This window comes from Enterococcus sp. DIV1328a (assembly GCF_050536905.1).
GTDB classification, from domain to species: Bacteria; Bacillota; Bacilli; order Lactobacillales; family Enterococcaceae; genus Enterococcus; species Enterococcus faecalis.
Window position 1 is genome coordinate 1,093,201 of record NZ_CP172912.1, and the last position, 23,714, is coordinate 1,116,914.

At 35.7% G+C, this 23,714-nt stretch carries 20 protein-coding genes, 2 tRNA genes and 1 pseudogene; 18 read left to right on the plus strand and 5 right to left on the minus strand.

Annotated features, from left to right (window positions below; genetic code table 11):
* The first annotated feature begins 151 nt into the window (after window positions 1-151).
* The 8 genes from IGL93_RS05350 to IGL93_RS05385 all read left to right on the plus strand — a co-directional run bounded on the left by IGL93_RS05350 (window position 152) and on the right by IGL93_RS05385 (window position 6,674).
* The gene (locus IGL93_RS05350) at window positions 152-853 is read left to right on the plus strand and encodes an ABC transporter ATP-binding protein (protein ID WP_002363831.1); all 702 of its coding nucleotides are present in this window, start codon (window positions 152-154) and stop codon (window positions 851-853) included.
* A gap of 9 nt (window positions 854-862) precedes the next feature.
* On the plus strand, window positions 863-3,499 hold the full coding sequence (locus IGL93_RS05355; protein WP_033789260.1) for an FtsX-like permease family protein: 2,637 nt from the start codon (window positions 863-865) through the stop codon (window positions 3,497-3,499).
* A gap of 183 nt (window positions 3,500-3,682) precedes the next feature.
* On the plus strand, window positions 3,683-4,216 hold the full coding sequence (locus IGL93_RS05360) for a hypothetical protein (protein WP_002369505.1): 534 nt from the start codon (window positions 3,683-3,685) through the stop codon (window positions 4,214-4,216).
* Between the two features lie 16 nt (window positions 4,217-4,232).
* Entirely contained in the window at window positions 4,233-5,702 is a 1,470-nt protein-coding gene (locus IGL93_RS05365) for a flotillin family protein (RefSeq protein WP_002357808.1), read from the plus strand.
* 146 nt (window positions 5,703-5,848) lie between these two features.
* The gene (locus tag IGL93_RS05370; protein WP_002357806.1) at window positions 5,849-6,082 is read left to right on the plus strand and encodes a DUF2969 domain-containing protein; all 234 of its coding nucleotides are present in this window, start codon (window positions 5,849-5,851) and stop codon (window positions 6,080-6,082) included.
* Window positions 6,083-6,178: 96 nt separating this feature from the next.
* Window positions 6,179-6,259 (plus strand) — tRNA-Tyr (locus IGL93_RS05375).
* A gap of 9 nt (window positions 6,260-6,268) precedes the next feature.
* Window positions 6,269-6,340, plus strand: a tRNA-Gln gene (locus IGL93_RS05380).
* Between the two features lie 154 nt (window positions 6,341-6,494).
* A complete protein-coding gene (locus IGL93_RS05385; RefSeq protein ID WP_002357804.1) occupies window positions 6,495-6,674 on the plus strand; it encodes a hypothetical protein in 180 nt (59 codons plus the stop codon).
* 55 nt (window positions 6,675-6,729) lie between these two features.
* Here IGL93_RS05385 and IGL93_RS05390 read toward each other — a convergent pair whose 3' ends face one another.
* Window positions 6,730-7,341: a TetR/AcrR family transcriptional regulator gene (locus IGL93_RS05390; protein WP_002357803.1), complete on the minus strand. Its 612-nt coding sequence runs from the start codon at window positions 7,339-7,341 to the stop codon at window positions 6,730-6,732.
* Window positions 7,342-7,516: 175 nt separating this feature from the next.
* Between IGL93_RS05390 and IGL93_RS05395 the strand changes: the two genes are divergently transcribed.
* From IGL93_RS05395 to IGL93_RS05430, 8 genes and pseudogenes are all read left to right on the plus strand, one after another.
* The gene (locus IGL93_RS05395) at window positions 7,517-11,764 is read left to right on the plus strand and encodes a 2-hydroxyacyl-CoA dehydratase (RefSeq protein ID WP_010775793.1); all 4,248 of its coding nucleotides are present in this window, start codon (window positions 7,517-7,519) and stop codon (window positions 11,762-11,764) included.
* 206 nt (window positions 11,765-11,970) lie between these two features.
* Complete coding sequence (locus IGL93_RS05400) at window positions 11,971-12,678, plus strand: GntR family transcriptional regulator (RefSeq protein ID WP_002357800.1); 708 nt, start codon at window positions 11,971-11,973, stop codon at window positions 12,676-12,678.
* A gap of 661 nt (window positions 12,679-13,339) precedes the next feature.
* Window positions 13,340-14,473: pseudogene (locus IGL93_RS05405) on the plus strand (ThiF family adenylyltransferase).
* On the plus strand, window positions 14,437-15,309 hold the full coding sequence (locus IGL93_RS05410) for a hypothetical protein (protein ID WP_010713459.1): 873 nt from the start codon (window positions 14,437-14,439) through the stop codon (window positions 15,307-15,309). The pseudogene IGL93_RS05405 and the gene IGL93_RS05410 overlap by 37 nt, the downstream one beginning before the upstream one ends.
* Window positions 15,310-15,331: 22 nt before the next feature.
* Complete coding sequence (locus IGL93_RS05415; protein WP_002419797.1) at window positions 15,332-16,276, plus strand: ABC transporter ATP-binding protein; 945 nt, start codon at window positions 15,332-15,334, stop codon at window positions 16,274-16,276.
* Window positions 16,254-17,012, plus strand: a complete 759-nt coding sequence (locus IGL93_RS05420; RefSeq protein ID WP_010775795.1) for an ABC transporter permease — start codon at window positions 16,254-16,256, stop codon at window positions 17,010-17,012. The genes IGL93_RS05415 and IGL93_RS05420 overlap by 23 nt, the downstream gene beginning before the upstream one ends.
* Window positions 17,013-17,020: 8 nt before the next feature.
* On the plus strand, window positions 17,021-17,734 hold the full coding sequence (locus IGL93_RS05425) for an ATP-binding cassette domain-containing protein (protein WP_002378341.1): 714 nt from the start codon (window positions 17,021-17,023) through the stop codon (window positions 17,732-17,734).
* A complete protein-coding gene (locus tag IGL93_RS05430; protein WP_002382255.1) occupies window positions 17,706-18,440 on the plus strand; it encodes a hypothetical protein in 735 nt (244 codons plus the stop codon). The genes IGL93_RS05425 and IGL93_RS05430 overlap by 29 nt, the downstream gene beginning before the upstream one ends.
* A 21-nt stretch (window positions 18,441-18,461) precedes the next feature.
* Here IGL93_RS05430 and IGL93_RS05435 read toward each other — a convergent pair whose 3' ends face one another.
* Window positions 18,462-19,493 carry a sensor histidine kinase gene (locus IGL93_RS05435; protein ID WP_224785632.1) on the minus strand — a complete coding sequence of 344 codons (1,032 nt, stop codon included), beginning with the start codon at window positions 19,491-19,493 and terminating at the stop codon, window positions 18,462-18,464.
* Between the two features lie 278 nt (window positions 19,494-19,771).
* Entirely contained in the window at window positions 19,772-20,476 is a 705-nt protein-coding gene (locus tag IGL93_RS05440; RefSeq protein ID WP_010713457.1) for a LytR/AlgR family response regulator transcription factor, read from the minus strand.
* Between the two features lie 484 nt (window positions 20,477-20,960).
* Here IGL93_RS05440 and IGL93_RS05445 point away from each other — a divergent pair, with 484 nt between their 5' ends.
* Both IGL93_RS05445 and trxB read left to right on the plus strand, forming a co-directional pair.
* A complete protein-coding gene (locus IGL93_RS05445) occupies window positions 20,961-21,392 on the plus strand; it encodes a cupin domain-containing protein (protein ID WP_010775799.1) in 432 nt (143 codons plus the stop codon).
* A 168-nt stretch (window positions 21,393-21,560) separates the two neighbouring features.
* A complete protein-coding gene (trxB, locus tag IGL93_RS05450; RefSeq protein WP_002357780.1) occupies window positions 21,561-22,475 on the plus strand; it encodes a thioredoxin-disulfide reductase in 915 nt (304 codons plus the stop codon).
* 42 nt (window positions 22,476-22,517) lie between these two features.
* Here trxB and IGL93_RS05455 read toward each other — a convergent pair whose 3' ends face one another.
* Both IGL93_RS05455 and camE read right to left on the minus strand, forming a co-directional pair.
* Window positions 22,518-22,979: a hypothetical protein gene (locus IGL93_RS05455; protein ID WP_010775800.1), complete on the minus strand. Its 462-nt coding sequence runs from the start codon at window positions 22,977-22,979 to the stop codon at window positions 22,518-22,520.
* A 196-nt stretch (window positions 22,980-23,175) separates the two neighbouring features.
* Window positions 23,176-23,676 carry a plasmid sex pheromone cAM373 precursor gene (camE, locus tag IGL93_RS05460; RefSeq protein WP_010775801.1) on the minus strand — a complete coding sequence of 167 codons (501 nt, stop codon included), beginning with the start codon at window positions 23,674-23,676 and terminating at the stop codon, window positions 23,176-23,178.
* Window positions 23,677-23,714: the final 38 nt, after the last annotated feature.

The window sequence follows — 23,714 nt, forward strand, 5'->3', positions numbered from 1 at the left end:
CTCTAATTTTATACTTGCAATAGTCCAAATTTAAGTGGACCATCTTTTCTATTATACGTAAATTTGCTAAAAAATCAAAAAAGGCTTTTCTTTGAAAGACTTGTTTTCTCAGATATGTTACTATTTTAATGTAGAAGGGAAGGGATAGTGGATGGCCTATATTGAAGTCAAAAATGAATACAAGCGTTACCAAATGGGAGAGACAACTATTACTGCGAATGACGGCATTTCTTTTGAAGTGGAAAAAGGAGAAGTGGCGGTTATTTTAGGCCCCAGCGGTGCTGGAAAATCAACTGTTTTAAATATTCTTGGTGGAATGGACAGCTGTGATGAAGGGGAAATTATTATTGATGGCACAGATATCGCTCAGTTTTCAGAGAAACAATTAACCACTTATCGACGCAATGATGTCGGGTTTGTTTTCCAATTTTACAATTTAGTCCCAAATTTAACGGCAAAAGAAAATGTCGAATTGGCTTCGCAAATCGTTGCGGATGCATTGGATTCGACCAATGTTTTACAATCGGTGGGTTTAGGGGAACGTTTAGATAATTTTCCAGCGCAACTTTCTGGTGGTGAACAACAACGAGTAACCATCGCCCGTGCGATTGCTAAAAAGCCCAAGTTACTTTTATGTGATGAACCGACAGGAGCACTGGATTATGAAACAGGGAAACAAATTTTAACTATTTTGCAAAACACTGCTCGTGAAACTGGAACGACCGTCTTAATTATTACCCACAATTCAGCCATTGCAGAAATGGCCGATCGGGTAATTCGAATTAATGATGCAAAAGTTCGCGAAATGACTGTGAATGATCAGCCTAAATTGGTTGCTGAAATTGAATGGTAGGTGCCTAAAATGAAGAAAACAGCGCTAATTAAAACAAGCTTACGTGAAATTAGACAATCTACTACACGATTTTTATCGATTATGGGGATTATTTTCCTTGGTGTAATGGTTTTTGTTGGTTTGAAAGCTACTGGACCAGATATGATTAAAACCGCGAATAATTATTACCAGAAAGAGCAGCTTCCAGATGCGCGAATAATTTCTACAATGGGACTGGAAAAGAAAGATTTAACAACTCTACAGTCTTTAAAAGATGTCGAAACAGTTGTGCCGCGGTATACAATAGATGCCACGATTGGGCCGCAAAATAATGCAGTAAAATTGTTTGGCTATCGAAAAAATCAAGCAGGATCGGTTAACTATCAAGTAGTTGACGGTCGGTTACCTAAACAAACAAATGAAATTGCATTAGATACATTAGCGAAAACTAGATATGACTATAAAATGGGTGATAAAATCACTTTAAACGATGTAGCGATTAAAGAAAAAGGACTGACGCAAACTCATTTTACTGTTGTTGGATTTATCAATTCAGCAGAATATATTGATAATACATCCAGGGGAACCACAACGGTCGGTTCTGGAACGTTAAACTTTTTTGGCGTGGTTTCGGAAAAAGCCTTTGACAGTCAACGATATCCAGAATTGCTAATCTCATTTCGTTCATTAAAACATCAAAATACGTATTTCTCTGATTATGAAAAGAAAAGAGAGCAGGCCTTAAATCAGGTAAAAGAGGCACTGAAAAATCGGCCAGAAGAACAGATTGCGGCTCTGCGTGATTCGGCTCAGCCGGACATTAACCAAGGTCGGCAAGCGCTGGAAACGGGAAAACAAGCGCTTGCGCAGTTGGAGCAACAACCAGGAATTCCAGCTGAGATGCTTGAAAAGCAAAAAGACGAATTGGCTAAACAGGAACAACTGTTGGCTGAAAAAGAAACAGAGCTAGCCAATTTGAAAGCCCCAACGTATTATTATTTTACCAGGGAAGACAATCCAGGATTTTCTGAATATCAAGATAACGCTGATCGGATTTCTTCTTTAGCCACGCTATTCCCGTTGTTCTTTTTCCTAATTGCGGCATTAGTCAGCTTAACTACCATGACACGTATGGTGGAAGAAAAAAGAATGGAAATTGGTAGTTTGAAAGCTTTAGGTTATCGTAATCGTGAAATTGCTTCGATTTTTATTACCTATGCAACGGTTGCTAGCCTAACAGGTGCATTATTAGGATTGGCAGTTGGCTATTATCTATTCCCTAAAATAATTTTTGATGCCTACGGTCAAATGTACAATATTCCTGATTTAGTTACACCGTGGTACTTAAATTACAGTTTATGGGGCATCATTGTAGCCTTAGCTTGTACTGTGGGAGCGGCCTTAGTGACATTAAGAATCGATTTATTAAGTACCCCAGCTACCTTGCTAAGACCCAAAGCGCCGAAAGCAGGCCAACGGATTTTACTAGAACGAATCCGCCCTTTATGGCAACGCATGAGCTTTATTCAAAAAGTGACCGCTAGAAATCTGTTCCGCTATAAACGACGGATGCTGATGACCGTTATCGGAATAGCTGGTTGTATGGGGCTGTTAATTGTTGGTTTTGGTTTACGCGATTCAATTGTGGATGTCGCTGCAATTCAATTTAATAAAATCTGGCATTACCAAGCAGTCGTGACTTTTAAAGAGCAAACGACACCTGAAGAGACAAAAGAGTATCAAGAAACGTTGCGCAAACTGGATGGTTTGAATAAAACAATTCCGTTATATTCAGAAATCTTTAAAACGAAGGGCCAAGGTGCACCAACTCAAAATATTACTCTTTATGTGCCACAAGATCCTTCGAAAATGGCTGATTTTCAATTATTTAATGATCGAGTCACTGGAGAAAAATATTCCCTCAACGATGACGGTGTAATCATTAATGAAAAATTAGCTAAATTATTTGGCTATAAAGTCGGAGATCAATTAAATTTAGAAAATAGTGATAATCAAACCTATCACGTGAAAATTGCCGCGATTGCAGAAAACTACACGGGTCATTTTGTCTATATGACGCCGAAACTCTACCAGACGATGACGAAACAGAAGCCGGAGTATAATACAGAATTCCTACTTTTTGACAAAAAGTTATCCTCAAAACAAGAAACCTCAATCGGAGAGGCGTTGACAAAACAGCCGAAAGTGTTGAACATTACGTTTTTAACTGCGATGAAAGGTTCGTTTGATGATATGCTGAAAAGCCTTGATATTGTCATTTGGGTACTAATTGCTGTTTCTGGTTCTTTAGCGTTAATTGTGTTATATAATTTAACCAACATTAATGTTTCTGAACGGATTCGAGAACTTTCCACGATTAAGGTTTTAGGGTTTTACGATCGTGAAGTCACCACCTATGTTTACCGTGAAAACATTATTTTAACGTTCATTGGTATTATTGTTGGCTGCTTCTTTGGGAAAATTTTGCATCAGTATATTTTAGCAACCGTTGAAGTTGATTTAATTATGTTTTCGCCAATTATTCATTGGCCAAGTTATCTATATTCCGCAGTCATCACCATGTGTTTCACGTTGTTTGTGATGGTCATTATGCATCGGAAATTGAAGAAAATCAATATGATTGAAGCGTTAAAATCAAATGAATAGCACATTTTAAAAAACGAGGAGTCCGTAGAAGTTCGATAATTCTAGGACTGCTCGTTTATTGCTGCTTCTTTTATTAAGAAAAAATAGGTCTTAAGATGTATCTTTTGAGATTTATTTGGAAATTACTACTCTTTTTATTTAAAAATTGGTACACTATTACTAGGTTATAGCACAGAAAGGAGTGTGGGAAAAGTGTTAGAAGGTCTACCATTGGAAACGGTTTATTTTTATGCATTAGTGGGGAGCGCGGTCCTCGCTTTTTTACTAATTATTTTTGGGGATGTTTTTAATTTTGATGGACCGGTTGACCCAATGCTGATTATTCCATGGATTGCTTTTACCTCGCTGTTTGGGTACCTTGGGGAAGAATTAACAGCGGTGAATAGTTGGCTTATTTTAATTGTCAGTGGTATTCTTTCAACCATTATTGTTTTCTTCCTAAATTTTTATGTGTTGGTCCCTTTGAAAAATTCGGAGGCCACAATTTCTATTTCGGAAAAAGACATGGAGGGTCGTGTTGCTACTGTGATTACCCCAATTCCTGTCCAGGGAATGGGCGAGATTCAATTGAAGAGTGTCACAGGTTCGTTAAGTCGACCAGCAGCATTTTATGTGCCACAAGAAGTGGCTGCGCCAAGAGGTAGTGAGGTATTGATTATTGAATTGAAAGAACGGGTTTGTTATGTCATTCCTTACGAAGGCAGTCTAAAAATATAGAGTAGGAGAGAAGAAAATGGGGATTTTGTTACCGATTATTATTGCAGTTTTAGTATTATTAATGTTATTAATTGTGTTTGTTTCTAAATATCAGACAGCCAAACCTGATGAAGCGTTAATTATCAGCGGGAGCTATCTAGGGTCTAAAAATGTTCATGTAGACGAAGGTGGCAACAAAATTAAAATCGTTCGTGGCGGTGGTGCGTTTGTCTTACCAGTGTTCCAACGTTCAAATCGAATTAGTTTGCTTTCAAGTAAATTAGATGTTTCCACACCGGAAGTGTACACAGAACAAGGGGTTCCTGTGATGTGTGATGGGACATCAATCATTAAAATTGGTTCGTCAGTTGAAGAAATTGCGACAGCAGCGGAACAATTTTTAGGAAAAACAACGGAAGAATTAGAAAATGAAGCACGTGAAGTATTAGAAGGACATTTACGTTCGATTTTAGGTTCAATGACAGTGGAAGAAATTTACCAAAATCGTGATAAATTTAGCCAAAGTGTACAAGAAGTTGCCAGTGTTGACTTAGCTAAAATGGGCTTAGTTATTGTGTCGTTCACAATTAAAGAAGTTCGTGATAAAAATGGATACTTGGATTCATTAGGGAAACCAAGAATCGCTCAAGTTAAACGTGATGCAGATATTGCAGAAGCAGAAGCCTTGAAAGAAACTCGCATCAAAAAAGCGGAAGCAGAAAAAGAATCACAACAAGCGGAATTGCAACGTCAAACAGAAATTGCAGAAGCTTCAAAAGAAAAAGAATTGAAATTAGCGTTATACAAACAAGAACAAGACATTGCCAAAGCCAAAGCAGACCAAGCCTATAACTTGGAAAGCGCGCGTGCACAACAACACGTGGTGGAACAAGAAATGGAAGTCAAAGTCGTTGAACGTCAAAAACAAATTGAGTTAGAAGAAAAAGAAATTACGCGTCGTGAAAAACAATACGACTCAGAAGTGAAGAAAAAAGCCGATGCAGATCGTTACGCACGCGAACAAGAAGCTCTTGCTCAAAAGGCACGCGAAGTGGCAGAAGCCGAAGCAGAACGCTTCAAAGTTGAAGCATTAGCCGAAGCGGAAGCCAATAAAACGCGTTTAACAGGTCAAGCGCAAGCCGAAGCTATTTTAGCTCGTGGTGCAGCGGAAGCCGAAGCCAAACAAAAGATTGCTGATGCCTTCAAAGAATATGGTGAAGCAGCTGTGTTAAGTATGGTGATGGAAATGTTGCCACAATTAATGAAAGAAGCAGCACAACCATTGGGCAACATCGACAAGATTTCAGTGGTAGATACAGGCGCAGGTGGCGAAAATTCTGGCGCCAACCGTATTACCAATTATGCAACAAACTTGTTGGCTGGTACACAAGAAACACTAAAAGAAACAACGGGCCTCGACGTGAAAGAGCTAATTGAAAACTTTTCTAAAAAAGGTACCTCAAATAGCGTGAACTATCATGCAACAGAAGGTTCAGAAAAAGAATAGAAATCAGTCTTTGAGGAGTAGCGAATCGCATTTCGTTACTCCTTAATGCTGCATTGAAACGATAAACGAACAATCTGACAGAGAAATAGCGAGTGCTTGTTTTGTTTTAAAGATTCTGATAACATAGAGTTCTTGGAGGGATAGAGATGTCAAAAAAGAATAAAGATATTGAAGTACGTGTTGAAGAAGAAAAAGCCCAATACAATGGAGCAAATGTTTTAATGAACAAATTATTTATTGGTAAAAAAGAAATCGGTCGTGTCATTCCGCAAAATGATAAAAAATTCATCATTGAAATTGATGGCAAGCAAGAAGGTACAGCAAAAAATCTGGACGAAGCCTTTGAAACAATTATTCGTCAATGGAATTTAAGTGAATAAAAAATAAATAACAATTTTTTTAAAAAAAGGGTTGCTTTTTTCTGGAAAAGATTGTATTATAACTAAGTCAGGTCGTTACAGCGACAATGACTTTTTGGAGGAATAGCGAAGTGGCTAAACGCGACGGACTGTAAATCCGTTCCTTAGGGTTCAGTGGTTCGAATCCACTTTCCTCCATTTTATTTTTGGGGTATAGCCAAGCGGTAAGGCAACGGACTTTGACTCCGTCATGCGTTGGTTCGAATCCAGCTACCCCAGTTTTCAGAACATTTCTGGTAGAGAGATGTTCTTTTTTTGTATAATTATATAACAAAAATGAGGTAAGATTTTCCTCATGTACAGGCTAGAAAAGTTTTCATTTATATAAGAATATGCTAAAGTATTAAGAAAGAATAGTCTGGAGTTGATAAGAATGAACTTTAAAGAAAAAATTACAGAAATGGTTGAAAATGTTTACGATTTAGCACGCGATGGTAAGTATGATGTCAAAGTTGACTTAATTCCTCGTAAAAAAGGCAACATCAAAAGTGGTGTTAAAGTCACTTCTTCAAGAAATACAGCCCACAATATCAAATGGCGTTCAAAAAACTAACTCGTCTTTAACAGAAATACCGGAGCAGACAACATTATTGTCTACTCCGGTGTTTTTATTTTTCTAATTCGATGCCTAAGACAGTTAAATGCCCATTACCAACTAATTTGATAACTAATTGGGCTAAGTGGTTGGGTGTCATATCCGTCTCGCTAGTAATCCACCAATGAAGGGTACCGATGAAGATAGAGGTCATGTATTCAATAACAAAATCTATCGGTACATCAATATCATTTTCGGTAATACGCAACTGCGAAAAAATCGTCGCATATTTTTCTTCGATAATTTCAGCTAAGCGTTTTCGAAAGTGTTCGTTGAAATTATTGTCCATGATAGTTAAGAAGAAAGATTTGTTCTCTTGAATGTTGATGTAGAGTTGCGTCAGAAGTTCTTCAATGTGCTTCACGCGGACACGGTTGCCATTAACCAGTTGTTGCGAATCAAGAATAGCGGTAAAAGCACTAAGCGTAAAGGTGAAGATTGCATCATATAAATGCTGTTTGTCTTTAAAATGAGCATAAAAAGTCGCACGATTAATCATAGCTTCATCAGCAATATCCTGAATCGTCACCGCTTCGTAGCCTTTCGTTTCTACAAGTTTAAAAAAAGCTTCAATAATCATTTTTCTGGTTCGTTGTACTCTAAGGTCTGTTTTCTTTGCCATCATAAATTCCTTTCGAGATAGTCAACATTCGCGGAAACTTTGTTGTTTATCTCACAAAATAGGGTAAATTGCTTGTTGCAAATCATTTAGAACCTTTCTAAAATAGGTATATCTATTATAACAAACAGTTTGTATAATAATCAACAAACTGTTGGGAAATGAAGGGGTATTTTAATTGATGGTTATGAGAGCAGGGATTGATGTTGGGTCAACGACAGTAAAATTAGTATTTTTAAATAAACAAAATCAGCCTATTTTTACAAAATATGAACGCCATTTTTCAGATGTCAAAGCAGCAACGGAACGCATTTTAAAAGAAGGACTATCAAGGATCGGTGCAGACCAACCTTTGACAATGAGCATAACTGGCTCTGGTGGTATGGGGCTGGCTGAGGTATTAGGGATTCCCTTTGTTCAAGAGGTTATCGCGTGTACACGAACTGTTGAAACAATAATCCCAGAAACGGATGTTGCTATTGAACTTGGCGGAGAAGATGCAAAAATCACTTTTTTTGATGGTGCTTTAGAGCAACGAATGAATGGTAGTTGTGCAGGTGGGACAGGCGCCTTCATCGATCAAATGGCTGTTTTACTTAAAACGGATGCCAATGGAGTGAATGAATTGGCGAAGAATTATCAAACTATTTATCCGATTGCTTCCCGCTGTGGGGTTTTTGCCAAAACGGATGTTCAACCTTTAATCAATGAAGGAGCAGCGAAAGAAGATATCGCGGCGAGTATTTTTCAAGCGGTAGTTAATCAAACAATCGCCGGGTTAGCTGCTGGTCGCAAAATTAAAGGTAAAGTAGCATTTTTAGGGGGACCTTTATTTTTCATGTCAGAATTGAGAAAACGGTTTGTTGAAACCTTAGCAATTCAGCCAGAAGATGTTATTTTTCCAGAACAACCGCAACTGTTTGTAGCAATGGGAGCAGCACTTTATTCAGAAGATTCAGCCGAATGTACATTGGAAGAATTAATTCAGCGCTTAGTGAACAGCCAGGCTACTGATTTACAGCCGAGCGACACGTTACCACCGTTATTTAACAGCGCAGAAGATTTAGCAGATTTTCGAGAAAGACACGCGCAAGCCCAAGCAACGGAGAAACCTTTATCTCAACATACTGGCGTGGCCTTTTTAGGGATTGATGCAGGCTCAACAACGACAAAAGTCACATTGATTGATGAAGATGGTCATTTGTTGTTTTCTTTTTATGGTAATAACCAAGGGCAACCTTTAGAAACCACCATGACAGTACTGAAATCACTTTATCAACAACTGCCTGAAGAAGTTTTTATCGGAAAAGCGGCTGTTACAGGATATGGAGAACAGCTAATAAAAAATGCGTTAAAAGTCGATATTGGTGAAGTTGAAACGATGGCCCATTACAAAGCAGCCAACCATTTTCAGCCAGGTGTGGATTTTATTTTGGATATCGGAGGACAAGATATGAAAGCGATGACCATTAAAAATGGCGTGCTTTCCTCCATTCAATTAAATGAGGCTTGTTCTTCTGGGTGCGGTTCTTTTATTGAAACCTTTGCGCAATCCTTAAACTATAACGTGAAGGATTTTGCTTTGGCGGCTTTAGAATCGCAAGCGCCGGTTGATTTAGGTTCTCGGTGTACTGTTTTTATGAACTCAAAAGTGAAACAGGTTCAAAAAGAAGGGGCCTCTGTCGGCGATATTTCTGCTGGACTATCTTATTCAGTCATCAAAAATGCCATTTATAAAGTTATTAAGGTTCGCCGACCTGAAGAGTTGGGAGAAAAGATTGTCTGCCAGGGAGGAACATTTTACAATGAAGCGGTCTTGAGAGCTTTTGAAAAAATTAGCGGTCGTGAAGTGGTTCGTCCTTCTATTGCTGGTTTGATGGGGGCCTATGGGGCAGCGCTGATTGCTTTGGACGCTTATGAAATTGGGGAAGAAACCACGCTTCTTTCTTTAGAAGAGTTAGCGGCATTTACCTCTGAAAAGGAATTTACTCATTGCGGCTTGTGTGAAAACAATTGTCAATTAACGGTCACAGTGTTTTCAGATGGGCGCCAATTTATTACGGGAAATCGCTGTGAACGTGGTGCGCGAATTAAAATTAAACGAGAAGAACGCAAAGTGAATTTGGTTGATTATAAGTACCGCAAGTTATTTAAGTACCGACCTTTGCGGGAAAATAAAGCGTTTCGTGGGCGCTTGGGTATCCCTAGAGTCCTAAACATGTATGAAAATTATCCTTTGTGGCATACATTTTTTACTGACTTAGGCTTTCGGGTTGAATTATCGCCACGTTCTAATAAACAAATCTATGAACAAGGCCTTGAAACGATTCCCAGTGATACGGTTTGTTACCCAGCGAAAATGGCGCATGGACATATTCAAGCATTAATTGATGCGCAAGTGCCAATTATCTTTTATCCTGGTGTCGTTTTTGAACAGCAAGAAACAGTGGAAGCGGATAATCATTTTAATTGTCCAATTGTGCAAAGCTACCCAGATGTCATTCGAAATAATGTGGATGCCATCAGAGAGGGCCAAGTGGATTATCGAAATCCCTATCTTAATTTAGCGAATGAAGCAGCAGTTGCCAAAGTTTTAGCTGAAAATTTTGCTGATTTAGGGATTTCCTTAGAAGAAATTCAAACAGCGCTGCATCATGGTTATCAAGAATTAGCAGCCTTTAAAAAAGAAATTCAAGAAAAAGGCGAAGAAACGTTAGCCATGTTAACTGAAAAAGGCCAGAGAGGAATTGTCTTATCGGGACGACCGTATCACTTGGATCCAGAGATTAATCACGGCATTGCCGAAGTCATTACACAGGAAGGATTCCACGTCTTGACAGAAGACAGTATCTCGCATCTTGGAAACGTGCAGAATTTACGTGTGGTGAATCAATGGGTCTATCATTCTCGCTTATATGCCGCGGCTAAAGTAGTGGCTAAGACGAAAAATTTAGAACTTGTCCAACTGAATTCCTTTGGTTGCGGCTTAGATGCTGTGACAACCGATCAAGTAGAAGAAATCATGGATCGGTCTGGCAAAATTTATACAGTCCTCAAAATCGATGAAGGCGCGAATTTGGGTGCAATTCGTATTCGATTGCGCTCCTTGAAAGCAGCTGTCAATGAGCGGGAGAAGCAACAGTTTGTTCCGCATATGCAAATGGAAGAGCCAGAGAAAATTGTGTTTACAAAACAAATGAAAAAAACACATACTTTACTGTTACCAATGCTTAGCCCGATTCATCAATCTGGATTAGTCGATGTAGCATTACAAGCTTCTGGTTATCATGTCGTCTGTTTGCCTGCGCAAGACAAAGAAGCTGTGAATGTCGGGTTAAAATATGTCAATAATGATGCGTGTTACCCAGCAATTATTTCTATCGGACAACTAGTCGAAGCTTTGGAAAGTGGTCAATATGATTTGGATAATGTCAGTGTCTTAATGACGCAAACGGGGGGCGGTTGTCGCGCAACGAATTACATTCCATTATTACGAAAAGCCTTAAATGACGCTGGTTTTTCTCAAGTTCCTGTAGTTTCAGTTTCGATGGGCAATAAAGGAGTCGAATCTAATCCAGGATTTAAATTTACGTTGCCAATGATCAAACGCTTAGTAGTTGCCTTTTTATATGGTGACTTATTCGAACGAGTAGTTTATCGAACAAGACCTTATGAAACAGAAAAAGGAATGGTGGATCAACTACACCAAGATTGGCTAAAAAGAGTGGAAGCCAATGTCCGGAATGGTTCGCTGACACAATTTAATCACTTCATGAAAAAAATTATTCGGACGTTTGATGAAATTCCTTTACAGGAGATAAAAAAACCAAAAGTCGGTGTGGTCGGGGAAATTTTAGTGAAATATTCGCCGACAGCGAATAATGATATTGTGCGTTTGCTAGAAGAAGAAGGTGCTGAAGCAGTTGTGCCAGATATTGTTGGCTTTATGAACTATTCTTTGTACAATCAAATTTGGAAATACGAAAATATGGGCATGTCAAAACAAAGCAAACGTTTAGCAGAATTTGCGATAAAAATCATTGAATTGGTAGAAAAACCAATGGATAAGGCATTGAGAAAGTCGGTCCGTTTTGATGGCATTCATTCCATTTATGATATGGCAGCAGACGCAAGTAAAATTTTATCAATTGGCAATCATACGGGTGAAGGTTGGTTTTTAACAGCTGAAATGATTGAGCTCTTAAAACATGAGGTGAATAACATCGTTTGTATGCAGCCGTTTGGATGTTTACCAAACCATATTGTTGGAAAAGGGGTCGTGAAAGAGCTACGACGTCAATATCCGCAAGCAAACATTGCAGCGGTGGATTATGATCCAGGGGTATCTTTGGTTAATCAGTTGAACCGAATCCGTTTGATGATGGCCACAGCGAACAAGTTGTTGAAAGAAGAAAATGTAAAAAGATAATAACTAATAGCAATTCGTTTAAAAACATTTGGCTTGGTCACTTTTTACTGACTAAGCCAAATGTTTTTGTTATAAAAAGAAAGCATGCAACTAGACCAACTTTGATAAAAATTCCAATTCCTCTTTTATTTATCATTTTTTGGTTGTTTACACGGTCTATACCAGTTATAATAGAAGAGGAGATGAACGAAGAGGAGGAAGCGTAAATGGTTCAAAATATACCAATTTATATTCAAATTCACGATAAAATCAAAGAAGATATTGAAAAAGGTGTCTGGAGTATCGGGGATCGTTTGCCCTCTGAGCGAGAATTAGCCTTGAAATTTGATGTTAGTCGAATGACCTTACGCCAAGCCATTCAGACTTTAGCAGACGAAGGGATTTTAGAACGAAAAATTGGTTCAGGAACATATGTAGCACGTAAGAAAGTTCAAGAAACAATGACAGGTACCACTAGTTTTACAGAAATTACCTTGTCTCAAAATCGCGTTCCTTCTAGTCGGACGGTGTCTTATTTTGTAGCGAAACCTAGTTCTAGTGAGATGGAAAAATTACAACTAGGTCCAGAAGATTCAATTTTACGAATGGAAAGAATTCGTTTTGCGGATGACATTCCGATTTGTTTTGAGGTGGCGAGCATTCCTTATTCATTGGTCTCGCAATATGGCAAATCTGAAATCACGAACTCTTTTTATAAAACACTTGAAGCTAAATCTGGCCACAAAATTGGCCACTCTAACCAAACAATCTCTGCTGTTCAAGCATCGGAACAGATCGCAGAATATTTAGAGATTAAACGCGGCGATGCGATTCTGCGTGTGCGCCAAGTATCCTATTTTGAAAACGGACTACCTTTTGAATATGTTCGTACGCAGTATGCAGGAAGTCGATTTGAGTTTTATTTAGAGAAGTAGAGAAATGATAAGTATGGAAAAATGCCAAGAAATAGGCTGAGGTAAGATATTTTAACCCCCAAAAGTTGTATCTGAAAAATACAATTTTTGGAGGTTATTTTTATGAACTTATAAGGTAGAATTCAAATTAAAATTAGTGAAAGCATCTCAATTCAAATAAATATTGAATAGAGTAGCAAGTCTGAATACCAGAAAAGTGAGATGGTTTGTCCCGCTATAAATATTGTTAAAAATAAACTTATAATAGCTGCTAGTTTATTTGCTTCTGTTCTTTTTTTGGCTGTAGTTCGTTCTTGTCCATTTTTTACATTTCTTTTTTAAACTGTAACCTAATATAAGATATACCCGTTCAACGCTTTAATCAAATAGTTGCAAAATCAGCAGTTGTTTTGCAAATTGTTACATTGAAATTGTTAGTTATTACCAATCAATAATACTTATGATTGTCAAAGTTATTATATAGATATACTGAAAGAGAAATTTATTTTCTTTTTCAATAAAAAGTTTAGCGGAAGGAGTGATGCGGAATGAAAAAAATTAACGTACGTAAAGCCGATACAGTTGATGCAACAGCATGGTGGATTATTATCTAATTTGATAACCAAATAACGGTTAGACGAGATAGAAATATCTCGTCATTTTTTAATAAGGAGTGAAAAAAATGAAGTATAAATATCCCAGAATAAAACCAATCTAGCCATTATATCAATTAAATAAAGAGAGATTTAGAGTTGGGGCCCAATTAGGAATCACTATTGAATTTGATGATGATGAAGGTCAATTTTGGACATTATCTAATTTACTCGATGGAGTTAGATCGTTTGATGAAGTTGTCACAGAAATGAAGAGGAAATATCCGGAATTAACAGTAAAAGATATCGAAGAAGGGATAGATTTTTTAAATGATGAAGGTCTAATCGAGGAGACGTTTCCTGGTAGAATGATTGAAGATAGATACTTAGCTAATGTGAATTACTTTAGTAGGTACTGTAAAGCTGATGATGATAGATTTGAAATACAGGAAAAGATAAATAACTTGAAAATACTATTATTAGGTCTTGGTGGAGGAGGATCAAATATTCTAACGTTACTAGCGGGTCTTGGCCCCAAGATGATCAGAATGGTGGACTATGACCGAGTTGAAGCAAGTAATTTAGGTCGTCAATTACTATATAGAGAAGCAGATATTGGTGAGAAGAAAACTGTAGTTGCTAAAAGAGCCATTAATGAAATGAACTCAAATATTAACGTTGAAACTGTAGATAAAAAAATAATAGATGTGAATGATGTTGTTGAATTGACAGAAGGAATAGATATCATTGTTTGCGCTATTGATGAACCCCCTTTCCTTATACATAGAATTGTGAATGAAGCTATTGTAAAAGTTGGTTTGCCGTGCGTGTTTGGTGCCTCACAGGTTAGCCGAGGAAGAGTATACACTGTAATACCCCAGAAAACAGGATGCTTTGATTGCATGAAATTGAACTTCAGTAAAAATGACCCTAAATTTGTTGAACAATTTGTAGGTTTTAGAAATATTCAATTTGCTCCCCCATCCATAGCTTATGGTCCTGGTATCTTTCAATTAACAGCATCAATTGTAGATGAGTTAATAAGAGTGGTAACAAGATATGCTGAGCCAAAAAGTTTGGGAACGCAATATGAAATTAACTATGAGGACGGAAACTCGTTCACGCATAAAACTTGGCCAAGGTTTGAGAGTGAATGTCCAACTTGTGGTAAAGGAGATGTCTCCCAATGGGAAATATTTCAATATTATCAAGAGAAGAAATAGGCCGAGACTATACCGAAGCTCGTACGTTAAAACGTAAGCTAAACAATGGCGATTGGGTTTATGTATCAGAAGAAAATCAACTATTAGTGTTGAGTGATGAAGTGGCGAGACAAATTAATTCATCCGAACTAATCGAAGAAGAGGTACTTAATGAATTAGTTGAAAATAAAATTATGATAAAAAAAGCCGATCAGAGAGATGATTATAAGCCGCTATTTGTCGAGCCTAAGAATATCTTATTTAAAAGCTCCTCTTTCCTGATTGATGTTAACGGTATTGTTGCGTTTACGATTAGCATATTTTTATTCGTAATCAAGGGGTCTCCTTTTGGAAGTGCAGTAAATGTTTTGTTTACAAATCCTTTAAAATTTTTTCTAATTGCTATTCTTGTCTCAATCGTATCTACAACTTTTCATGAATTTATGCACATTATATTTTCAAGGAATTCAAGGAAAATCAATTTAAACATAGTTAAAGCCGTTGCTACGATACCTATGACTCATGTATGGACGTGGAGTAGGTTTGGTAGAATCACGGCGATCACTTCTGGAATGTCGTCGGATGCAATATTCTTGTTAGTTTTTTTGATTATGAATAATAAAAGTGTTGGAGTTAATTCTATTGCGGCATCAATACTTATAACAAGGATATTGTGGCAATTTATCATTATACAAAAAACAGATATTAACATTTTGATTTCTTTTGTGGTTGATAATCCTTTCTACTTTGAAGAGGTCGCAATTATGAAATTAATCATTATTAAAGTAATAAGCATAAGTGTGCTAGCAATGATAATTTGGTTATGGTTCCAACCTGTTATCAATCAATTTAATTAAGTCTAAATATAGGAGGTTTGCTTTGAATCAACAGTTAGAATTACATTCGCTAAGTAAAAAGTACAAGAAATCAGAGAGCTATGCAAATGATAATATAAATTTGCGCTTTAATAAAGGTGAAATAACTGCCATAGCTGGACATAACGGCGCTGGTAAAACAACAATGTTGAATCAGATTATAGGTATAACGAAATCAACAAAGGGCTCTATAACATTTAATGGTCTATCATTTGCGAGAGATAGTAAAATTGCAAGAGAATATGTCTCTATGATGCCTCAACTACATGCTCCCTTGGCAGGTATAACGATGGCTCAATCTGTCGAGTCAATAATAAGAATAAGAGGAGGCAGTCAGAAAATAGCTGAAGAAGAGTGTATTAAAATTTTAAAAGAATTAAAAATAGATGGATGGAAAGATATACCAGGACAGAAACTTTCAGGCGGACTTAGAAGGCTCACTTCATTTGCAATGGCCGTTGTATATCCTTCTCCAATAATAGTCCTTGACGAACCTACCAATGATGTGGATCCTATTAGACGGCAAAAAATATGGAGATATCTGAAAGAATTATCTAATAAGGGGCATATAATCATCGTGGTCACACACAATATTTTAGAAGTTGAAAAATATGCTGATAGATATATTTTAATGAATCATGGAAAGGTTCTTGAGGATAAGAACTTAAAAAAACAGTCTATAAAAATAAACGATCGAAATTATATGACTGTTAACTTTCTTAATCTAAGTGATTTGAAGAGTGTAATAGTACCGAGTGCAATTCAGACTAACATAAACGATGAGGAATTAATGATAGAAATGGAATTAGAGAACAGTCAAGTGTTAGAAGCAGTTGACTGGGTCATGAAATTAGTAATAGAAAGAAAAGTTCAAAATTATAAAGTTTCCCCAAAATCCTTAAATGAAACCTATGGAGAGTTAATAGATGAAAATGATAAAAAATTATAGAAGAAAATCAATGATTAAGGAATTATTTGCTTTAGTAGGGTGGAGTTTATTAAGACATAAATACTTATTGCCTGTTTTTACATTAACTCAAGTATTTCTATCATTAGCAATTGTCTACGGGTTAGCACTTCTAATACCAGATGTGAATAATCAGACAGCTATCTATCTGTCATCTGGAGCAACTACTCTTGGGATTATTGCGGTAGGGTGCGTTCTTGCTGCTCAAATAGTAAGTACAGCAAAACAGGAGGGCATTGTGGACTATCAAAGGACATTGCCAGTTTCTCGGTTGAACATATTAATTTCCGACTTTATAATTTGGGGAATGGCCTCACTACCTGGGGTGTTTATGTCATTTTTAGCGGCATATTTAAGATTCGATGTCCAAATTAGATTCTCAATGAAGGCCCTAGCTATTCTTAGTCTAATTCAATTATGTATGATCTCTATAGGTTTTGCTTTGGCATATTGGCTAACACCTAATGTAGTAGGAATAGCAACTCAGATAATTATGATAGGTGGACTTTTATTCTCGCCTATTACTTATCCAACAGATAGATTGCCTTCTGCTTTAGTGAACTTTTTTGAATTTTTACCATTTGTTCCATCGAGTAATTTGATAAGATCACTGTTTTATGAACAGAATACTGTTAATGTTTCTAATATTATTGTAGTTTGTTTTTGGTTCGTGTTAACTACATTACTTTCACTTATTTCATTGTCAAGAAGGGACTGAATTGCAAAATGCAAACAATAAATATAAATAATTTATATAAAAAAGTAAGTGATACATTCAATTTAAAGGTTGATCAATTAGATTTAGAAGTAGGGAAAATTTATGGATTAGTTGGTCCGAATGGTGCAGGTAAAACAACTTTGATGAAATGTCTATGTAGTTTGCTTAGACCTGATAGTGGAATACTTAAAATAGACAATCGGCAAGTAGAAATAGCAGACCCTAAAATATTATTGCAGGTGGGTACTAACTTTGTTAACTCAGATAGTTTAAATGGATTTATGCTTGAAGATATATACAATGACCATGCTTTTTATTACAAGTTAAAAAATTTGTTAATGATAGAGACTCTATTAATGGATGTTGGTCTAAATGTAAATAAAAAAAGAAAGTTTAATACAATGTCTTTAGGAATGAAACAAAGGTTTTTGCTAGGTCTTGCTACAGCTCACAACCCTTCATTAGTATTATTAGATGAGCCATTTAACGGTTTAGATCCTGATGGTGTAGAGTTATTTATTGAGAATGTTAAGACCTTGTCCGAAAATAGAGTGTTGATAATTAGTAGTCATATATTGAGAGATATGGAAACATTTCTTGATGACGTTATATTTATAGAGAAAGGCAATGTACAAGAACCAAAATCAATGGTTGAGATTCGAGAAGAGTATAGAGAGGGGTTGAAAGAGTATTATGATGAACAAAAGAGAAAACATGATTAGTGACTCAAAATTGAATGTTTATAGATATGAATTAGATAAAATTAAAAATGTTTGGTTTAAAGTTTTCTTAATTACACTGGTAATCCAAATGTTATTTTTTATGTTTTTCTCATTTGTGGGAATATTTGATGAAAGTGCTGATACGATCTCGTCATTTCAAGGAATTATAGCATTATCGAACACTGTTTCTATGTGCGGCATATCAATTTATGGAGCTGTATTACTAAGGAAAGAGCTTGTACGATTTTATGTTGGCAATCACCGGAATAGAACGTTTCTTTTTCCGATTGATCGAAAAGAGCTTCTCGTAAAAAAAACAAGTTCTTTTTACGTGATAATCTTATCTAGCTTTGGAAGTGCGCTTCTTATTTCATTTGTGACTGAGGTTTTGCTTAACTTAATTTTGAAGTTTCATAGTTCAAATTTATTTTTTGAAATTTACCTTGGTCTTATTACCATAGTTACAAGTTGTAGTCTACTATTCGTAATTTTGATATTGTCAGAAATAATTTCAATTTGGAAACAATCGGAAATTGCTTCAATAATAACGTCAGTGGTACTAATGCTAATATATTCGAATTTTTCTGCTATGGGCCTTATGAATTTTCCAACTATAACGTTCCTATTTTCAACGATTATGGGATTGATGCTTGTTTGGTTATTTTTGAAATTTTCTGATAAATTATGCGACATGGAAGTATACTAAAAAATGCGGTGATTTACTTGATTAGTTATCACCGCATTTGTTTCCTTTGTATACATTAAATATAACTATAGTTACAAAATATCTACGTTCTTTCGTCCAGTGACGTTGAATACCACCTAATTGTTGTAAGAGATCACCAATGTTTTTCATTCCTAAACCTTTATCTTTTCTATGTTTTCTTGTAAAAATTTCTTCAGAATTATAGTTATTCGATACTTCAATAAATAAATCATTATTGACTTGCTTGATAATTATATTGACATATCTGTCAATCGGCTTGATTCTCTTCGATGCTTGTATGGCGTTATCAATTATATTTCCAATTACAATAGTTAGAACGTCATTATTAATTTTTATATTTTTAGAGACAAATATCTGATGATCAACATTAATTTGATTCTTTCTTGCTTCAGCAAGCTTTTCATTCAATAGGTAGTTTAATACTCCATCGGCAGCATAAGTTTTTGTTGGTGGTTCTAAAATATCAAAACTACTCTTAATATAATCGATAGCTTCATTAACTTCTTCATTTTCGATAAGTCCGAGGATTGTTAAGTATTGATTCTTCAAATCATGTTTTAATTTTAAAACGTTAGTTCTGTTTCTCTTTATTTCATTTAAAATTCTATACTCCACTTCGATATTTTTTTTTCTCAAAGTAAGATCATATTGATTTTTTTGATATTCTATAGTAATTTTATAAAGAAAAATTACACAGATGTTTAAAAATATGACACTAATCGTAATAGTAATCTCAGAAATTTTGTCATTGTTGTTTCCTATTAAAAGCCCAAATAAAATGATTATTGATAGTATGGGAATAGGTAATAAAATCACAATAAATGATAAGTTTGTCGATAATTCAGACTTTGCTTCTTTAACTATTGAAAATTTAAGTATGACTATCCAGGCTACCCCAATCAAAGTTGTAATTGTTATTGAAGTTATGAAAAAAGTAGGGCTACCATAGGATGTTAATTCTGCATTTAAAATTATTTTCGTAAAGTGTAACGACAATACTTCACAGATTAAATTTATTGATATAAGTGTCATTGTCCATACGGCCGAGTCGAGATAAGGGACCGAGTGTAGCATAGCAATAGTGTAAGTTAAAATGAAACTTAGTAATAAGTTAAGATACGGTAAATAAATGTTCGGTATGTAAGCATTGGATAATATAATCGTAACCATGGCTGATATGATTATAACAATCCAGATGACATTATAAAATTCTCTATGATTTTTAATAGCTGTTGACCAATTAGAAAAAAAATAAGAGATAAGAAATAAATAAACTAACAAACTTAGGCTTCGTAATGTTATATCAAGCATTATATCTTTCCTCTCATGGACATAACTATACTTTTATGAGCGGCGGCTTTGAAGCGCCTACTTATTGGTATTTCAATACATTTTTCTTTAGAATCCATTAATAGGAAATTTTTTCCTAACTCTTTTATATAAGCGCAATTTATTATGAAAGAAGAGTGGACTTGCACAAAATTCGTATCAAGTTGTTCGTTTATCTGATTCGTTGACATATAGGGTTTGTAGATTTCTCCAACTGTATGAATCAATACTTGTCTTTTATCTTTTTCGAAATAAATGATATCTTTGGTTGGTATTTTATAAGTAACTTTGTTACTAGAAAATACAAAGTAATTTCTTTTTTTTTCTAGCTGTTGTTTCAGTTTTTCCAAAACTTGGTGCAACCGATCTTCCGTAGGCGGTTTCAATAAATAATCAAAAGTTTGTACTTGGAAGACTTCTTCCATGTATTCTTTGTAACTCGTCAAAAAAACGATAGGTGATAAAATATCACGTTCTCGGATTTTTTTTGCCAAGTCTATTCCGCTCATTTCACTCATTTCTATATCTAAAATAAAAAAGTCAAAATTTTCTTGGTCAAGTTGATTGACTAACTTGAGAGGATTGTAGTAGGTATAGGTTTCAAATATATTTGGGTTATAATTAAATAGCATCGTGTTTATTTTTTCGGTTAACGTTGGATTGTCATCACAAATAGCAACTTTCAACAATAAAACCTCCTTTTTTTTCATTCTATATATATTATGAATTAAATTATCTTTAAAAACAATCATTTTTTGTTAGCACAACTGATAAACCGACATAAGTAATCTGGATAAAAATATCAAAAATTCAGCTTACTGACAAACATTTAATTAGCATCTAAAAAATAATCATGTAAATTAAATGAACGGCGAAAACATCTGTTAGGGTGCTATCAATTTTTTTAAAATCTACATATGATTAAAACTTGATGCTATAATGTTACTAGTAAGGTTAATGTATACCATAGCGGTACTTGAGAAGAGTAGAAGTGTTTCTGATGAACAGATGGATTAGTGGAGATTGATACTGAACAGTCAATTGTTTAAAAAAGTGATTTTCAAACGGTAACAAAAGTATATTTAAAGGAACTCGAATTTTCAGAAAGTAGCTTCAAACTTAGTTTGAAAGAATAGCTTTCGGCTATAAAAAAGTTAAAAGGAGCCTGCCATGTTACAGAAATACATAGAAATTTTAACAAGAGACGAGGCCATCTTTCGTAAAAATCCAGATGGAACAGAAGTAAATTATTTTCTATTTCCAGAGTTTGAAATACATATAAATAGCTTGCCAGGAAAAACTGTGCAAGGTTGGCATAAGCATCACGAAATCGAAGAAGTTTTACTTGTGCAGTCGGGAAAAGTGAAAATAGAAGAGGTAGAAAATCAGCAAATTGTTTCAAGAATTTGTGCAGAAGGAGAACTTATTCGGATGCATAATAGTCTTCATCGGATTAGTAATCCTGATACGTTATCTGCATCATTTACAGTATTTCGTTTTGTTCCACAAGGGCAAAATCAACAAGAATGCATAAAAAATGATAAAGAAGAATTCTCTGATGCGGCAGTACAACGGCTTCTAAAAATCAATGATTCGTTGTGATCGTTATTTTTAAACTTTTCTTTTCCCCCTCCTAGAAAACACAAAACCGTGGTACAATAACTTACGTAATAGACACACCTACTCCGAATGTCAAAAAAGGGCAGAAAAGTAGACAAGAAATTGTTTAAGGAGTAAAGTAAACTTACTTAAAATTTTGGGGGAAATAAAATGTATGATGTAATTATCATTGGTGCCGGTCCTGCTGGGATGACGGCAGCACTTTATGCATCACGGTCTAATCTTTCTGTATTGATGATTGAACGCGGTGCGCCTGGTGGGCAAATGAACAACACTGCTGAGGTAGAGAATTACCCAGGCTTTGATTCTATTATGGGTCCAGAATTGGCCTATAAAATGTATGAAAATGTAGAAAAATTTGGTACGGAAAATGCGTATGGCATTGTGATGGGCATTGAAGACCACGGATCTTATAAAGAAGTGATTTGTGATGACAAATCTTATGAAGCTAAAGCGGTAATTATTGCAACAGGCTGTGAACACCGAAAATTGGGTGTAAAAGGCGAAGAAGAATTTGCTGGCCGTGGTGTTTCTTATTGTGCCGTTTGTGACGGTGCTTTCTTTAAAAATAAACGCTTAGTAGTCGTTGGCGGCGGCGATTCTGCAGTTGAAGAAGCAATCTATTTAACGCAATTTGCTTCTGAAGTAGTGATTGTTCACCGTCGTGATGAATTGCGTGCGCAAAAAATCATTCAAGATCGTGCCTTTGCAAATGAAAAGATTTCCTTTGTTTGGGATACAGTTGTCGAAGAAATTGTTGGCAATGAAATGGTCGTGACAGGTGTGAAAGCACGGAATGTCAAAACAGATGAAGTTTCTGAAATTGAAGCAAACGGCGTGTTCATTTACGTGGGGCTAGATCCATTAACAGAACCATTTAAAAAAGCTGGTATTACGAATGAGGCTGGTTGGATTGAAACAGACCAAGAAATGAGAACAAAAATTCCTGGTGTTTATGCCATTGGTGATGTCCGTGAAAAAACATTGCGTCAAATCACGACAGCGGTCGGTGAAGGCGGTATTGCTGGACAACAAGTATTTAACTATATTGAAGAATTAAAATAAAAAAATGCTTTTGCCTTTAAGAATAAGGGCAAAAGCATTTTTTTAATAGGTTCCTTTAATGACAAAATAAGAGCCGCGAATGGTTCCAGCTAATTTTGATTTTTGACGAGCAAATTTGAATTTTCCTTCAAATTCTGCAGGGATTGCCATACTATCTGAAAGTTTAAACCCAACGGCGCGTTTGCCTTCATCAGCTAATGTGTACATCACGTTAACTGCTAAGCCGTTTTCATAAAATACATAGGCCATTTTTATGCCATCTAAAGTGAAAGAAGAAATTTCAAGTGGCTTGTAAGGGAAATGTAACGCTCGTTCCAATAAAATTTTTTCAATCCAGGCCAATGTTTCTGGAGCTTCAGAGGCAGGGACGGTCGTAAAGCGATGTTTGTATTTATTCCAAAAATAGCGAGCTTCATTCGCTCTTAGTCCAGCAAGGGCAGGTGCCACTGGTGAACTTTCTAAACCAATAGTGGCTACTTCTTTAAAATCAACTGTATAAACCATGAATTGATACTCCCATCTTTTCTTTTAAACTAAGTATAACGGTAGCAGGGGTAACGAACAATTATTATTACTTAAAAGAATGAAATTGGGACAGAACGATCGGCTTCAGAAAATGTTAAGATTTCCGAATGCGTAGGTTCTGTCCCAAAGAGTATTTTAAGATTTGGTTATTTCGTGATAAGTTATACGCTTGTACTTATTTATTGGCATCTAAGGTAACTTTTTCATCTGCCGTAGTCGTTTTAACATCTACTGTATAAACAAGTTTATTGTTATTTTTGGTTAACTTCCAAGTCAAAATACGTGGAGAAAGTCCTCCAACTTCTTTTTTTGCTTTGGCTAAAACGTCGTTAACAGCGCCTAATTCTTTGACTTCAGCAGCTGAAAAGGCTGTCTCGTTTTCGCCAAGTTGATTTGCTTCAGTATTTTTGGTGACTTTTCCTGTTTCAGGATTCACGTAAAGTGTTTCTGTATCGTTGGTAAAGATATAGCTGTAGTCACTTTCTGGTTTTGTATCAAATTGGACATTTACTATTGGTTTGCTGTCGCCGGCTTCTTTTTCGTAGATTTCAGCAGCTTGCTGCAAACTAACTTTGTACTTTGTATCCGTGACGGCATCTTTTCCTACGCCGCAACTAGCTAAAATAAAAATAGCTCCTAAAAGTGAAAAAAATAGTAAAAATGGTTTTTTTAACATGAAATTACCTCGTTTCTTTTTATTAAGCATTCACAATC

Excerpts from the sequence above, each read along its gene's own strand:
- IGL93_RS05395 (WP_010775793.1), top strand. The coding sequence starts at position 7,517 with ATGGTTATGAGAGCAGGGATTGATGTTGGGTCAACGACAGTAAAATTA.
- camE (WP_010775801.1), bottom strand. The coding sequence starts at position 23,676 with ATGTTAAAAAAACCATTTTTACTATTTTTTTCACTTTTAGGAGCTATT.
- IGL93_RS05355 (WP_033789260.1), top strand. The coding sequence starts at position 863 with ATGAAGAAAACAGCGCTAATTAAAACAAGCTTACGTGAAATTAGACAA.
- IGL93_RS05435 (WP_224785632.1), bottom strand. The coding sequence starts at position 19,493 with ATGACACTTATATCAATAAATTTAATCTGTGAAGTATTGTCGTTACAC.
- trxB (WP_002357780.1), top strand. The coding sequence starts at position 21,561 with ATGTATGATGTAATTATCATTGGTGCCGGTCCTGCTGGGATGACGGCA.
- IGL93_RS05350 (WP_002363831.1), top strand. The coding sequence starts at position 152 with ATGGCCTATATTGAAGTCAAAAATGAATACAAGCGTTACCAAATGGGA.
- IGL93_RS05420 (WP_010775795.1), top strand. The coding sequence starts at position 16,254 with ATGAAAATGATAAAAAATTATAGAAGAAAATCAATGATTAAGGAATTA.
- IGL93_RS05370 (WP_002357806.1), top strand. The coding sequence starts at position 5,849 with ATGTCAAAAAAGAATAAAGATATTGAAGTACGTGTTGAAGAAGAAAAA.
- IGL93_RS05455 (WP_010775800.1), bottom strand. The coding sequence starts at position 22,979 with ATGGTTTATACAGTTGATTTTAAAGAAGTAGCCACTATTGGTTTAGAA.
- IGL93_RS05445 (WP_010775799.1), top strand. The coding sequence starts at position 20,961 with ATGTTACAGAAATACATAGAAATTTTAACAAGAGACGAGGCCATCTTT.
- IGL93_RS05410 (WP_010713459.1), top strand. The coding sequence starts at position 14,437 with ATGGGAAATATTTCAATATTATCAAGAGAAGAAATAGGCCGAGACTAT.
- IGL93_RS05430 (WP_002382255.1), top strand. The coding sequence starts at position 17,706 with ATGATGAACAAAAGAGAAAACATGATTAGTGACTCAAAATTGAATGTT.
- IGL93_RS05425 (WP_002378341.1), top strand. The coding sequence starts at position 17,021 with ATGCAAACAATAAATATAAATAATTTATATAAAAAAGTAAGTGATACA.
- IGL93_RS05390 (WP_002357803.1), bottom strand. The coding sequence starts at position 7,341 with ATGATGGCAAAGAAAACAGACCTTAGAGTACAACGAACCAGAAAAATG.
- IGL93_RS05365 (WP_002357808.1), top strand. The coding sequence starts at position 4,233 with ATGGGGATTTTGTTACCGATTATTATTGCAGTTTTAGTATTATTAATG.
- IGL93_RS05385 (WP_002357804.1), top strand. The coding sequence starts at position 6,495 with ATGAACTTTAAAGAAAAAATTACAGAAATGGTTGAAAATGTTTACGAT.
- IGL93_RS05400 (WP_002357800.1), top strand. The coding sequence starts at position 11,971 with ATGGTTCAAAATATACCAATTTATATTCAAATTCACGATAAAATCAAA.